Raw genomic sequence first — 12,969 nt, forward strand, 5'->3', positions numbered from 1 at the left:
GCACCAGCCTAACCGTCCGGGCCACGGCGATCCCGATGCGTGCGAGCGTGGTTCTATAGCATCGGACTGGTCAGCACAATGAGCCGTTTTCACCTCAGTAACCGGGGTTCCGGCTCGCGGCGAGGGGAGGTCAATTGCGGCATTTGCGGGACTTCGCCGCCACTGTGCTGATCCTGGCGGTCGCCGGTGTCGCCGCCGGGCTGCTGTGGTCGTACGTCGCGCCGCGCGCGCCGTACGTGCCCACTGACGGTGGGCTGGTCCTCGCCGACGCCTCCACGCAGTCGCTGATCGCGGCCGACGGCTGGTTCGCCGTGATCACCGGCGGCGCCGGGATCGTGTGCGGCGTCGCCGCGTTCGCGATCGGGCGCGACCGGCTGACCATGGTGCTGAGCCTGGCCGGGGGCGGGCTGCTGGCCGGGTTCCTGGCCCGGTGGATCGGCGGCGCGGTCAACCTGGGCACGCCCAGCGTGTCGGCGTCGGGGGTGACCGGGCACGTCGTGCCGGGGAGCCTGGGCCTGACCGCGACCGGCGTGATCGTGAGCTGGCCGCTGCTGGCGGTGGCGGTCTTCGGGCTGATGGTCGGCTTCGGCACCTACCGCGACACGCCGCCGCCGCCCCCGCCGCTGGACGGCACCTACGACCTCAGCCGCTGACGCCGTCCGCGCCGCCCGGCCCGCCGGGCACAGGCGCGTCGAGCACCGGCGGCCTGCGCGCGGCGTGGCCGGTCGCGCGCTCGAAGGCGGCGGCCACGCGCAGCACCTCCAGGTCGGCGTACGGGCGCCCGACGATCTGCACCCCGACCGGCAGCCCGCCGGGGGTGAACCCGCACGGCACGGAGGCCGCCGGCGCGTGCAGCACGCTGATCCAGTACGCCGAGCGCATCCACGCCAGGTAGTCGGGCATAACCCGCCCCGCCACCTCGGTCACGTACGGCTGCTCGACCGGGAACGGCGGCACCTGGCTGACCGGCGCGATCAGCACGTCGTACTCGTCCCAGAAGGCGCTCATGCGGGCGAACAGCCCGCTGCGCAGCCGCTCGGCGCGGGCCAGGTCGGCGGCGGTCACCTCGCGTCCCCTGGCGACGTTCCAGCGCACGTTCTCGCCCAGCTCCTCCTGCGGCAGCTCGCCGTACGACAGGGCGTAGTACCAGGCGCGGTAGATCCGGAACGCGTCCTCGGCGGCCGAGAGGTCCAGCTCGACCGGCTCCACCCGCGCCCCCAGCTTCTCGAACACGGCGGGCGCGGTGCCGGTCACGGCCGCCGTCGCCGGGTCCACGGGCAGCCCGCCCAGGTCGGCGCTCCAGGCCACCCGGAGCCCGGTGACGTCCGGGTCGAGCGGGCGGGCGAACGCCGAGCCGTCGTCGGTCACGGTCAGCGGCACCGCCGGGTCGTACCCGGAGATCACGCTCATCATCAGCGCCAGGTCGCCCGCGGTGCGCGCCATGGGGCCCGCCACGCCCAGGGTGTACCAGGCGGCGACGGCGCTGGGCGCGGCCACCCGGCCGGGCGTGGGCCGCAGCCCGGCGACGTTGCAGAAGGAGGCGGGGTTGCGCAGCGAGCCGCCCATGTCGGAGCCGTCGGCCAGGGCCACCATGCCGGTGGCCAGCGCCGCCGCGGCGCCGCCGCTGCTGCCGCCCGCGCTCTTGGTCAGGTCGTAGGGGTTGCGGGTGGCGCCGAACACCTCGTTGACGGTGTGGGAGCCGGTGCCGAACTCCGGGGTGTTGGTCTTGCCCAGCGTGATCGCGCCGGCGGCGCGCAGCTTGCGCACGACCGGCGCGTCGTGCGCGGGCACGTGCTCGGCGAACAGCCGCGAGCCGTACGTCGTGCGGATGCCGGCGGTGTCGGTCAGGTCCTTGTGGGCGACCGGCAGCCCGTGCAGCGGCCCGCGCGGACGCCCGGCGGCCAGCTCGGCGTCCGCCGCGGCGGCGTCGGCCAGCGCCCGCTCGGCGACCAGGGTGACGATCGCGTTCACCGCCCCGTTGACCTGCTCGACGCGGCGCAGGTGAGCCTCGGTCAGCTCCACCGCGGACACCTCGCGCCCGCGTACGAGCGCGGCCATCTCCGCCGCGGTCAGGTCGCACAGCTCGCTCATCCCCGGCCCCCCGATCCGTCGTGCCTCACCGCAGAGTCTGCCGCGCCCGGGGCCGGGCCCGCCTCGGCAAGGTTCGCCGACCGGGGCTAGCCCGCCTTGGCGATCGGGGCGGTGACCGCCTTGATGAGGGCGATGAGGTTGCCGGGCGCGGTCTCGATCTGCAGCCCACGCCGCCCGGCGGAGAAGTAGATGGTCTCGAACCCGAGGGCCGACTCATCGACCACCGTCGGCAGCGCCCGGCGCTGGCCGAGAGGGCTGATGCCGCCCACGACGTACCCGGTGACCCGCTCCACCTTGGCGGCGTCGGCCATCGCGGCGCGCTTGCCGCCGCCGAGCGCGCCGGCGAGCGCCTTGAGGTCCAGTTTGCCCGCGACCGGCACCACCGCGACCGCCAGGTTCCCCTCGACCTCGGCGACCAGCGTCTTGAAGATCCGCTCGTACGGCACGCCGAGCGCGTCGGCGGCCTCCTCGCCGTACGCCTGGGCGTTCGCGTCGTGCTCGTAGGGGTGCAGCGTGAACGGCAGCCCGGCCTGGGTCAGCGCCACGGTGGCGGGTGTGCCCTGCCCGCCCTTGCTCTTGGTCTTCGCCACAGGTCGGTAGCCTAATGCCGTGCCCGGCGCACCCCCACAATAGATCTACAGTGTAAAGGCCGTGTCCGGACAGCGGGCACGATAGGTGCAGGCGGTGGCACTCCGTAGACTATGAGGGTGATTTCCCGTATCGATCTGCGCGGCGTCCTGCCCGAGGACCTCCGCGCCGTGCTGCCCCGAGCCGACCTCGACGTCGCCGCGGCCCTGGAGCTGGTCCGGCCGATCTGCGAGGACGTGCATCATCGCGGGGTGGCCGCGCTGCGGGAGCTCACCAAGCGCTTCGACGGGGTGGAGCTCGCCTCCACCCGGGTCCCGGCCGAGGCGATCGAGCGGGCGCTCGGCGCGCTCGACCCGAAGGTGCGGGCCGCGCTGGAGGAGTCCATCCGCCGCGCCCGCCTGGTCCACCGCGACCAGCGCCGCACCGACACGACCACGCGGGTGGTGCCGGGCGGCACCGTGACCGAGCGCTGGGTGCCGGTCGAGCGCGTGGGCCTGTACGTCCCGGGCGGGCGGGCCGTCTACCCCTCCAGCGTGGTCATGAACGTCGTGCCCGCGCAGGAGGCCGGGGTGGGCTCGCTGGCCGTGACCAGCCCGGCCCAGGCCGAGCACGGCGGGCTGCCGCACCCGACCATCCTGGCCGCGTGCGCGCTGCTCGGCGTCAACGAGGTCTACGCCGTGGGCGGCGCGCAGGCGGTGGCGATGTTCGCCTACGGCACCGAGGAGTGCCCGCCGGTCACCATGGTCACCGGCCCCGGCAACGTGTACGTCGCCGCGGCCAAGCGCCTGCTCAAGGGCCGCATCGGCATCGACTCCGAGGCCGGCCCGACCGAGATCGCGATCCTGGCCGACCGCACCGCCGACCCGGTGCACGTCGCCGCCGACCTGATCAGCCAGGCCGAGCACGACGTGATCGCCGCCGCGGTGCTGGTCACCGACTCCACCGAGCTGGCCGAGGCGGTGGAGAAGGAGCTGCCGGGCCAGGTCGCCGCCACCCGCCACTCCGAGCGCATCGCCGAGGCCCTGGCGGGGCGGCAGTCGGGCATCGTGCTGGTGTCCGGCATCGACGACGGGCTCAAGGTCGTCGATGCCTACGCCGCCGAGCACCTGGAGATCATGACCGCCGACGCCGCCGCGGTCGCGGCGAGGGTGCGCAACGCGGGCGCGATCTTCATCGGGCCCTACTCGCCGGTCTCGCTCGGCGACTACCTGGCCGGGTCCAACCACGTGCTGCCGACCGGCGGCTGCGCCTGCCACTCCTCGGGGCTGTCGGTGCAGACCTTCCTGCGCGGCATCCACGTCATCGACTACGACCGCGACGCGCTGGCCGGCTCGGCCGCCCACGTGTGCGCGCTCGCCGACGCCGAGGACCTCCCCGCCCACGGGGCGGCGATCCGGGCCCGATTCGACTGGGAGATCCCGCAGTGACGTCATCCTCCGTCGGCGAGGTCTCCCTCGCCGACCTGCCGATCCGCGCCGACCTGCGGGGGCGCTCGCCGTACGGGGCGCCGCAGATCGACGTGCCCGTGCGGCTGAACACCAACGAGAACCCCTACCCGCCGCCGCCCGGCCTGGTCGAGGACCTCGCCGAGGCCGTGCGGCGCGACGCCGCGGGCCTGAACCGCTACCCCGACCGCGACGCGCTGGCGCTGCGCGCCGACCTCGCGGCCTACCTCGGCCACGGGCTCGACTCCGCGCGGGTGTGGGCGGCCAACGGCTCCAACGAGGTGCTGCAGCAGATCCTCCAGGCGTTCGGCGGTCCCGGCCGCACCGCGCTGGGCTTCGAGCCGTCCTACTCGATGCACCCGATCATCACCACCGGCTGCTCGACCGAGTGGATCTCCGGGGCGCGCGAGGACGATTTCGGGCTCGACCCGGGCAAGGCCATCGCGGCGATCGAGGAGCACCGGCCCGACCTGGTCTTCCTCACCTCGCCCAACAACCCGACCGGCACCGCCCTGCCGCCCGCGACGATCGCGGCGGTGGTGGAGGCGGCGCCGGGCATGGTCGTGGTGGACGAGGCGTACTTCGAGTTCGCCCGTTCCGGCACTCCCTCGGCGCTGACGCTGCTGCCCGAGCACCCGCGCCTGATCGTGACCCGCACGATGTCCAAGGCGTTCGCGATGGCCGGCACCCGGCTCGGCTACCTCGCCGCGCACCCCGCGGTGATCGAGGCGCTGCTGCTGGTGCGGCTGCCGTACCACCTGTCCACGCTGACCCAGGCGGCGGCGCGGGTCGCGCTGGCGCACCGCGAGGCGCTGCTCGGCACGGTGGACGAGCTGCGCGCCGAGCGCGACCGCACGGTGGCGTGGCTGCGCGGCAAGGGGCTCAAGGCGGCCGACTCCGACGCCAACTTCGTGCTGTTCGGCGAGTTCCCGCAGCGGCGCGCGGTGTGGGAGGGGCTGCTCGCCCGCGGCGTGCTGATCCGCGAGGTCGGCCCGCCCGAGTGGCTGCGGGTGTCCATCGGAACCGGAGACGAGATGGCGGCCTTCAGGGCCGCGCTGGAGGCTGTGCTGTGACGAGAGTGGGCCGGATCGAGCGCACGACGAAGGAGACCTCGGTGCTGGTCGAGGTCGGCCTCGACGGCACCGGCCAGGTGGACGTCGCCACCGGCGTGGGGTTCTACGACCACATGCTGGCCCAGCTCGGCAAGCACGGCCTGTTCGACCTGACCGTCAAGACCGAGGGCGACCTGCACATCGACGCGCACCACACGATCGAGGACACCTCGCTGGCGCTGGGCGCGGCGTTCCGCGAGGCGCTGGGCGACAAGTCGGGCATCCGGCGGTTCGGCAGCGCGTCCTGCCCGCTGGACGAGTCGCTGGCCCAGGTCACCGTGGATCTGTCCGGGCGGCCCTACCTGGTGCACACCGAGCCCGAGGGCATGGCCCCGATGATCGGTCCCGACTACGACACCACGATGACCCGGCACATCCTGGAGTCGTTCGTCGCCCAGGCCGCGATCTGCCTGCACGTGCACGTCCCGTACGGGCGCAACGCGCACCACATCGTGGAGGCGCAGTTCAAGGCCCTGGCGCGGGCGCTGCGCGAGGCGTCGGAGCCCGACCCGCGCGCCAGCGGCGTGCCCAGCACCAAGGGCGTGCTGTGAGCGAGCGCGGCGGGCGGGCCGATGGGCGCCGCGGCCTCTCCGAGTGCCGGAGGAGGAGGGGCTGTGACCGATAACTGGACTGCCGCGATCATGGTCTTCGTGGGCCTGTTCCTGGTCGGCGGCGTGGTCTCCTTCTTCAAGCAGGGCCTGAAGCTGTTCGCCGCGGTGCTCGGCGTCGGCGCGGCGCTCGCGATCACGGCGGGGGTGCTGTGGTGGTGAACGTGGTGGTGCTCGACTACGGGTCGGGCAATCTGCGCTCGGCCGAGCGGGCGCTGGCCCGTGTCGGGGCCGAGGTGACCGTGACGGCCGACCTGGACGCGGCGCTGGAGTGCGACGGCCTGGTGGTGCCCGGCGTCGGCGCCTTCGCGGCCTGCATGGCCGGGCTGACCGGCGTGCAGGGCGACCGGGCGATCGCCCGGCGGCTGTCGGCCGGGCGGCCGGTGCTCGGCATCTGCGTCGGCATGCAGATCCTGTTCGAGGAGGGCGTGGAGCACGGCGTGCACACCAAGGGCTGCGGTGAGTGGCCCGGTGCCGTCGAGCGGCTTGAGGCGCCGGTGCTGCCGCACATGGGGTGGAACACCGTTTCCGCGCCCGAGGGCTCGGTGCTGTTCGCGGGCCTGCCCGCCGACACGCGCTTCTACTTCGTCCACTCCTACGCGGTGCGCCGCTGGGAGCTGCAGGCCGGGCCCGGGTTCCCCGAGCCCCTGGTGACCTGGGCCGAGCACGGCGAGCGGTTCGTGGCCGCCGCCGAGAACGGCCCGCTGATGGCCACCCAGTTCCACCCGGAGAAGTCCGGCGACGCCGGCGCCACCCTGCTGGAGAACTGGGTCAGGACCCTGAAGTGAGCGAGCGGGGCGAGCGGGCGCGGCGGCGCGCGCTGCGCGAGGCCGAGCGCGCCAGGCAGGCCGCGTTACGCGCCGAGCGCGAGGCCAGGGCGGCGCGCCGGCGCGAGCTGCGCGGCCGGGTGACCGCCCTGCTGCCCCGGCCGGTGCGCGTGGCGCGGCAGGGCGGCCTGATCGCCCGCCGCCGCCGCGCGCAGAACGCCGTGGTCGTGCTGCTGTTCGTGCTCGTCCAGGTGCTCGCCTGGCTGCTGACGTCCGCATGGGCGGCGCGCCTGGGCGTGTTCGTACTGTCGTTGTTGCTGGTCCCGGTGCTCGTCACCCTCATCTTCGACCGGAGGTCGTGAACACATGTCGTCGCTGGTGCTGCTGCCCGCCGTGGACGTCGCGGACGGCCAGGCCGTGCGCCTGGTCCAGGGCGAGGCCGGAAGTGAGACCTCCTACGGCGATCCGCTCGCCGCCGCCCTCGCCTGGCAGGAGGCCGGCGCGGAGTGGATCCACCTGGTCGATCTGGACGCGGCGTTCGGCCGCGGCTCCAACCGAGAGCTGCTGGCCTCGGTGGTCGGGGCGCTGGACGTGAACGTGGAGCTGTCCGGCGGGATCAGGGACGACGAGTCGCTGGCCGCCGCGCTGGCCACGGGCTGCCGCCGGGTCAACATCGGCACCGCCGCGCTGGAGGACCCGGCCTGGTGCGCGAAGATCATCGCCGAGCACGGCGACAAGATCGCGGTCGGGCTGGACGTGCGCGGCACCACGCTCGCCGCCCGGGGCTGGACCCGCGAGGGCGGCGACCTGTGGGAGGTGCTGGACCGGCTGGAGTCCGACGGCTGCCCCCGCTACGTCGTCACCGACGTGACCAAGGACGGCACGCTGCGCGGGCCGAACGTCGAGCTGCTGCGCGAGGTCTGCGCCCGTACCGACAAGCCGGTCATCGCCAGCGGGGGCGTTTCCTCCCTCGATGACCTGCGTACTCTCGCCACCCTCGTTCCCGCCGGAGTGGAGGGCGCGATAGTGGGCAAGGCGCTGTACGCACGGGCGTTCACCCTTGAGGAAGCCCTCGCCGCGGTGAGCACCTGAGGCCCGACCAGCGTGTGGAGGGATCCGGTGGGCAATCGCATCTTCAGCGGCGGAGTGTGGGAAGAGCGTTACGGCTACGCGCGTGCCGTCGTGGCCGGGCCATGGGTGATCGTCTCGGGGTGCACCTCGACGATCGACGGTGAGGTGCGCCACGTCGGCGACGTGCGCAAGCAGGCGCTCACGGCCTTCGGCATCGCGCTCGACGCGGTCGAGCGCGCCGGGCTGACGCGCGACGACGTCGTCCGCACCCGCTACTACGTCGTGGACCCCTCCCACTACGACGAGGTGGGGGCGGCGCACGCGCAACTGTTCCGGCACGTGCGCCCGGTGTGCACCGGCGTGCAGGTCGCCGGGCTCATCGACCCGCGCATGCTGGTCGAGATCGAGGTCGAGGCGTACCGGAGGGACGAGCAGGTCCCCGCGCCGAGAGGGCTCCCGGAGGAGCCGCAAGGGGAGGGAGTGCGGTGAGCGTCGCCGTACGCGTGATTCCGTGCCTGGACGTCGATGCGGGCCGGGTGGTCAAGGGCGTCAACTTCGAGAACCTGCGCGACGCGGGCGACCCGGTGGAGCTCGCCCGCCGCTATGACGCCGAGGGCGCCGACGAGCTGACCTTCCTCGACATCACCGCGTCGTCGGGGGAGCGCGAGACCATGTACGACGTGGTGCGGCGCACGGCCGAGCAGGTGTTCATCCCGCTGACCGTCGGCGGGGGAGTGCGCTCGGTGGAGGACGTCAACCGGCTGCTGCGCGCGGGGGCGGACAAGGTCTCGCTCAACACCGCGGCCATCGCCCGGCCCGAGCTGCTGACCGAGGCATCGCGCCGGTTCGGCGCCCAGTGCATCGTGCTGTCGGTGGACGCCCGCCGGGTCCGTGAGGGGGTGTCCACGCCGAGCGGCTTCGAGGTGACCACCCACGGCGGCCGGCGCGGCACCGGCATCGACGCGGTGGAGTGGGCGCGGCGGGGCCAGGAGCTGGGCGTGGGCGAGATCCTGCTCAACAGCATGGACGGCGACGGCACCCGCGACGGCTACGACCTGGAGATGATCCGCGCCGTGCGGGCGGCGGTGACGGTCCCGGTCATCGCCAGCGGCGGGGCGGGCGCCCTGGAGCACTTCCCGCCCGCGGTGGAGGCCGGCGCCGACGCGGTGCTCGCCGCCAGCGTGCTGCACTTCGGCCAGCTCACGATCGGCGAGATCAAGAAGACCATGGCGAACGCGGGCATCCCCACTCGCTGACCCACTGGGAGAAATACCCCGCTTAACCGATTGACTTTGTGGGTTTATCGGCGCGACCATGGCGGGGTGCTGAAGTTCCACTGGTTCCTGCCCACGTCCGGCGACAGCCGGGCGCTCAGCGGCGGCGGCCACGGCCTGGCGCGGGGCCACGGCCTGCCCGGCGGCGCGTCGGGCGCGTACCGGCCGCCGGACATCGAGTACCTCGCCCAGGTCGCCCGCTCGGCCGAGCAGCTCGGGTTCGAGGCCGTGCTGACCCCCACCGGCACCTGGTGCGAGGACGCCTGGCTGGTGACCGCGGCGCTGACCAGGGAGACCCGGCGGCTGCGGTTCCTGGTGGCCTTCCGGCCCGGCTTCCTGTCGCCCACGCTCGCCGCCCAGATGGCGGCCACCTACCAGCGGCTCTCGCGCGGGCGGCTGCTGCTCAACGTGGTGACCGGCGGCGAGGACGCCGAGCAGCGCAGGTTCGGCGACCATCTACCGCACGACGAGCGCTACGCCAGGACCGAGGAGTTCCTGTCGATCGTGCGCGGCGCGTGGAGCGGCACGCCGTACGACTTCGAGGGCGAGCACTACCGAGTCGAGGGCGCGACCGTGGCCGAGCCGCCCGAGCCGGCGCCGCTGATCTACTTCGGCGGCTCGTCCCCGGCGGCGGGGCCGGTCGCCGCCGGGCACGCCGACGTCTACCTCACCTGGGGCGAGCCGCCGGACCAGGTGGCCGCCAAGATCGCGTGGATGCGGGAGCTGGCCGGGGAGCGGGGGCGTACGCTGCGGTTCGGCATCCGCCTGCACGTGATCACCCGCGACACCGAGGCCGCCGCCTGGGCCGAGGCCGCCCGCCTGCTCGACGCGCTCGACCCCGCCGACATCGCCCGCGCCCGCGAGGTCCTGGGCCGCAGCGAGTCGGTCGGCCAGCGGCGCATGCTCGACCTGCACTCCTCCTACACCCCCGGCGACGGCGTGCGCGCCCTGGAGATCCACCCCAACCTGTGGGCCGGAGTGGGCCTGGTCCGCGGCGGCGCCGGCACCGCCCTGGTCGGCTCGCACGCCCAGGTGACCGAGCGCATCGAGGAGTACGCCGCGCTGGGCGTGGAGGAGTTCATCCTGTCCGGCTACCCCCACCTGGAGGAGGCGTACTGGTTCGGCGAGGGGGTCCTGCCCGCCTTCCGCGCCCGGAACCGGCCGGCCCCTGCCTTCGTCTAGAAGACGCGGAAGTGGTGGAACAGTTCGTATGACGCGTCGTGGGCGGCGAAGGCGGCGGCCTCGGAGCGCTTGACCGCCAGGTACGCCGTGCGGCGCAGCGGGCCCAGGGCCTCCATCAGCAGTTCGTCCGACTCCAGGGCGTCCAGGGCCTCCGGCAGGGTGGCCGGGAGGCGGTGGATGCCCGCGCGTGACCGGTCGGCGTCGGAGAGGGTGTCGGGGTCCACGGTCACCGGGTCGCCGGGGTCCAGGCGGCGGCGGATGCCGTCGAGGCCGGCGTGGATCACCGCGCCCAGGGCGAGGTAGGGGTTGGCCGAGGAGTCGGCGGGCTTGAACTCCAGGTTGGTGGCGCCCTCGGTGAGGGGGGAGCACACCCGCACCGCGGCCTCGCGGTTGTCGGGGCCGTAGCAGGCGTACGCGCTGGACCACATGCGGGGGGAAAGGCGGCGGTAGCTGTTGACGGTGCCGGCCGTGAGCGCGACCAGGGCGGGCAGGTGGGCGAGCAGGCCCGCGACGAAGTGGCCGCCGAGGTCGGACAGGGCGGCGCCGCCCTCGCCGCCCGGGGCGGGGGCGAACAGGTTGGTCTTGCCCTCGGAGTCCCACAGCGACAGGTGGATGTGGGCGCCGTTGCCGGCCTGGTCGGCGATCGGCTTGGGGGCCAGGGAGGCCCACATGGACATGCGCAGCGCGATCCCGCGCACGGTCTCGCGATAGATCACCTGGTTGTCCGCGGCGCGCAGGGCCGGGGCGTGGCGGATCGACAGCTCCTGCTGCCCGTGGCCCAGCTCCGGGTGGTAGTGCTCCACCCGCAGGCCCTGGGTCTCCAGGGCGCGCACCAGCCGCATCGCGTAGTCGTGGGCGATGTCGAAGCCGGTCGTCGCGTAGCACAGGCTGTCGTCGATCGGGGCCAGGCGCTCCAGCCCTTCGGTGGGCAGCCTGCGGCCCAGCGTGAACTCCGGCTCGAACGCCGCCATCAGCGTGTATCCCTCGCCCGCCAGTTCCGCGACCGCGTCGCGGAGGAAGGAGCGCGGGCACGCCGCCCACGGCCGGCCGTCCTGCGTGCGCAGGTCGGAGAGCATCGCCGCCGCGCCCGGCGCGTACGGCAACGGCACGAACGTCGCCACGTCGGGCACGATCCGCACCTCGCCCACCGGGCCCATGCCCTCGACCGGCTGGAGCTGGTCGAGCATGTTCATGGCCATCATGGCCACGGTGTGGCCGATGCCGGTGCCGAGGCGCTCGGAGAGCCGGGCGCGCGAGGTCGCCTTACCGCGGATGACGCCGCCGTGGTCGGCGTACAGGAACCGGATGAGCTCGATGCCCTCGATCTCGGTGCGCTCCAGGATGCGCCTGGCGGCCGGGTCGAGGGGCTGGATCTCGCGTGCTGTGGGGCGATCTCTCATCCTGCCTGCGTAGCACGTCATCGCCGCCGGGAAAAGGACCGCCCACGCCTCGGCCCCGCCGTGTGCGGCGGCGGGGGTGAGGTGCGGCCCGAGCCATGGGCGGACCCGGCGCGGCGTGCCCGGTCGCGGGCACGCCGATGACGGTCAGGGTGGACGCGACCCGGGAGACGTCAGCGGTGAACTCCCCGAATTGACTCCACGACCGGACCTGTCAGGTCAGTACCTCACTGAAGAATGTCGCGAGTTGGTCCGCTCCATTCATGATCCCGGCGATCACACCGTTGACCGCGCTGGCCGCGTCAGTCGGCCGGGTGAACAAGTAGAACACCACGAACGCCACGGCTGCATATGTGGCGACCTTCTTGACCTGCATGGGGGGCCTCCTGCAGTCCAATCCCTGGCGTATATACCCGGTTCTGACGGGTTGCTCTCGGGAACATTCGTGATCATAGCCGCCGTCTCGGCGGTCGCCTGCCACGCCCTGACCCGGCCGATGCCCGTCCATCACGCACACTAGCCGCCCGCGCGGCGCCGTGTGCGGCCAAAATGCGCAGAGGTTGGAGCAGAAAAGCGGCAAACTGCTCGAAATCCGGCTAGTTCCCCGCCGCTACCTCGGCGTCCTTTCGAGCCATGCCGGTTGTGTGAGATGTCGCACGCCGCCGCGGGGTGTGACCGGGTTCAGGAACGGGAACCGGTCACCTCATACGCCCAGCGGAGCCTCCTTCAGGCGCGCGACCGCCCCGGGGTCGCCGGTCAGCTCGACCCGGGCGTGCTCCTGGCGGCCGAAGCAGAACAGCAGCAGCTCCCCGGCCGTGCCGGTCACCTCCACCCGCGGGCCGCCCTTGGGGCCGCCGAGCGCGACCGCCCGGCCCTGTGCGCCCTCGGGGGCGCCGATGCGGTGCAGCACCACGCCCACCGGCGACCTGCGCAGCATGAACCGGGCGCCGGCCGACAGGCGCTTCCAGATCACGTTGTCCAGGTCCGGCGGCAGCTCGCGGGGCGCCCAGCCCTCCTGGGCCCGGCGCAGGTCCTCGTGGTGCACGAAGTACTCCAGCGTGTTGACCGCCTCGTCCATGCCGGGGATCAGGCGGTAGAAGCCGCCGGGGCCCGAGCGCACCAGGCGTACCAGGCCCTCGAAGCCGTGGCGCTCCTTCAGGGCGCGCTGCACCCCCGCGGTGTATCCGGCCAGGGCCGGCAGTGCGATGCCTCCGGCGGCGGCGGGGCGGCGCTCGCGCAGGACCAGGTGGGCCGCCAGGTCGAAGGCGGTCCAGCCCGCGCAGAGAGTCGGCGCGTCGGGGCCGAGGCGCTCGAACAGGTCGCTGATCGCGGCGCGTTCCGCTCGTGCGTGGCTCACGTTCGCGATCGTAACAAGCGCAGGCTTGGGAATAAGCCAGGAGCGTGCCGTGATAGGGACTTAAGCGGAAATGGCGC

Annotated in this window: 16 protein-coding genes; 11 read left to right on the top strand and 5 right to left on the bottom strand. The window is 73.5% G+C overall.

The genetic code is table 11. From position 1 onward, the window contains the following. The first annotated feature begins 134 nt into the window (after nt 1–134). Nucleotides 135–653, top strand: a complete 519-nt coding sequence (locus HNP84_RS07110; RefSeq protein ID WP_185048590.1) for a hypothetical protein — start codon at nt 135–137, stop codon at nt 651–653. Here the strand turns inward: HNP84_RS07110 and HNP84_RS07115 are convergent. Both HNP84_RS07115 and ybaK read right to left on the bottom strand, forming a co-directional pair. Beyond that, nucleotides 643–2,091, bottom strand: a complete 1,449-nt coding sequence (locus HNP84_RS07115) for an amidase (RefSeq protein WP_185048591.1) — start codon at nt 2,089–2,091, stop codon at nt 643–645. The genes HNP84_RS07110 and HNP84_RS07115 overlap by 11 nt on opposite strands. A gap of 86 nt (nt 2,092–2,177) precedes the next feature. Continuing rightward, entirely contained in the window at nt 2,178–2,681 is a 504-nt protein-coding gene (gene ybaK, locus HNP84_RS07120; protein WP_185048592.1) for a Cys-tRNA(Pro) deacylase, read from the bottom strand. A 117-nt stretch (nt 2,682–2,798) separates the two neighbouring features. Between ybaK and hisD the strand changes: the two genes are divergently transcribed. From hisD to HNP84_RS07170, 10 genes are all read left to right on the top strand, one after another. Then, on the top strand, nt 2,799–4,106 hold the full coding sequence (gene hisD, locus HNP84_RS07125; RefSeq protein ID WP_185048593.1) for a histidinol dehydrogenase: 1,308 nt from the start codon (nt 2,799–2,801) through the stop codon (nt 4,104–4,106). Further along, on the top strand, nt 4,103–5,197 hold the full coding sequence (locus tag HNP84_RS07130; RefSeq protein ID WP_185048594.1) for a histidinol-phosphate transaminase: 1,095 nt from the start codon (nt 4,103–4,105) through the stop codon (nt 5,195–5,197). The genes hisD and HNP84_RS07130 overlap by 4 nt, the downstream gene beginning before the upstream one ends. Next, nucleotides 5,194–5,787, top strand: coding sequence for an imidazoleglycerol-phosphate dehydratase HisB (gene hisB / locus HNP84_RS07135; protein ID WP_185048595.1), 594 nt, complete (start codon nt 5,194–5,196; stop codon nt 5,785–5,787). Before HNP84_RS07130 ends, hisB begins: the two co-directional genes overlap by 4 nt. A gap of 63 nt (nt 5,788–5,850) precedes the next feature. Then, nucleotides 5,851–6,006 carry a CG2302 family histidine operon protein gene (locus tag HNP84_RS52650; protein WP_185049052.1) on the top strand — a complete coding sequence of 52 codons (156 nt, stop codon included), beginning with the start codon at nt 5,851–5,853 and terminating at the stop codon, nt 6,004–6,006. Beyond that, entirely contained in the window at nt 5,997–6,632 is a 636-nt protein-coding gene (gene hisH, locus HNP84_RS07145) for an imidazole glycerol phosphate synthase subunit HisH (RefSeq protein ID WP_185048596.1), read from the top strand. Before HNP84_RS52650 ends, hisH begins: the two co-directional genes overlap by 10 nt. Further along, nucleotides 6,629–6,973, top strand: coding sequence for a hypothetical protein (locus HNP84_RS07150; protein WP_185048597.1), 345 nt, complete (start codon nt 6,629–6,631; stop codon nt 6,971–6,973). The genes hisH and HNP84_RS07150 overlap by 4 nt, the downstream gene beginning before the upstream one ends. Nucleotides 6,974–6,977: 4 nt before the next feature. Further along, the gene (gene priA, locus HNP84_RS07155) at nt 6,978–7,703 is read left to right on the top strand and encodes a bifunctional 1-(5-phosphoribosyl)-5-((5-phosphoribosylamino)methylideneamino)imidazole-4-carboxamide isomerase/phosphoribosylanthranilate isomerase PriA (protein ID WP_185048598.1); all 726 of its coding nucleotides are present in this window, start codon (nt 6,978–6,980) and stop codon (nt 7,701–7,703) included. A gap of 27 nt (nt 7,704–7,730) precedes the next feature. Then, complete coding sequence (locus tag HNP84_RS07160; protein WP_312924049.1) at nt 7,731–8,171, top strand: RidA family protein; 441 nt, start codon at nt 7,731–7,733, stop codon at nt 8,169–8,171. Further along, nucleotides 8,168–8,938, top strand: a complete 771-nt coding sequence (gene hisF / locus HNP84_RS07165) for an imidazole glycerol phosphate synthase subunit HisF (protein WP_185048600.1) — start codon at nt 8,168–8,170, stop codon at nt 8,936–8,938. The genes HNP84_RS07160 and hisF overlap by 4 nt, the downstream gene beginning before the upstream one ends. Nucleotides 8,939–9,007: 69 nt before the next feature. After that, a complete protein-coding gene (locus HNP84_RS07170; RefSeq protein WP_185048989.1) occupies nt 9,008–10,138 on the top strand; it encodes an LLM class flavin-dependent oxidoreductase in 1,131 nt (376 codons plus the stop codon). Here the strand turns inward: HNP84_RS07170 and HNP84_RS07175 are convergent. The 3 genes from HNP84_RS07175 to HNP84_RS07185 form a co-directional block, all read right to left on the bottom strand. Continuing rightward, nucleotides 10,135–11,538: a glutamine synthetase family protein gene (locus tag HNP84_RS07175; protein ID WP_185048601.1), complete on the bottom strand. Its 1,404-nt coding sequence runs from the start codon at nt 11,536–11,538 to the stop codon at nt 10,135–10,137. The genes HNP84_RS07170 and HNP84_RS07175 overlap by 4 nt on opposite strands. Nucleotides 11,539–11,749: 211 nt before the next feature. Beyond that, nucleotides 11,750–11,911 (bottom strand): hypothetical protein, encoded by a 162-nt coding sequence (locus HNP84_RS07180; RefSeq protein WP_185048602.1) that lies wholly within the window; start codon nt 11,909–11,911, stop codon nt 11,750–11,752. 327 nt (nt 11,912–12,238) lie between these two features. Further along, the gene (locus HNP84_RS07185) at nt 12,239–12,892 is read right to left on the bottom strand and encodes a TIGR03085 family metal-binding protein (protein ID WP_185048603.1); all 654 of its coding nucleotides are present in this window, start codon (nt 12,890–12,892) and stop codon (nt 12,239–12,241) included. Nucleotides 12,893–12,969 lie beyond the last annotated feature (77 nt).

Source organism: Thermocatellispora tengchongensis (assembly GCF_014202315.1).
GTDB classification, from domain to species: Bacteria; Actinomycetota; Actinomycetes; order Streptosporangiales; family Streptosporangiaceae; genus Thermocatellispora; species Thermocatellispora tengchongensis.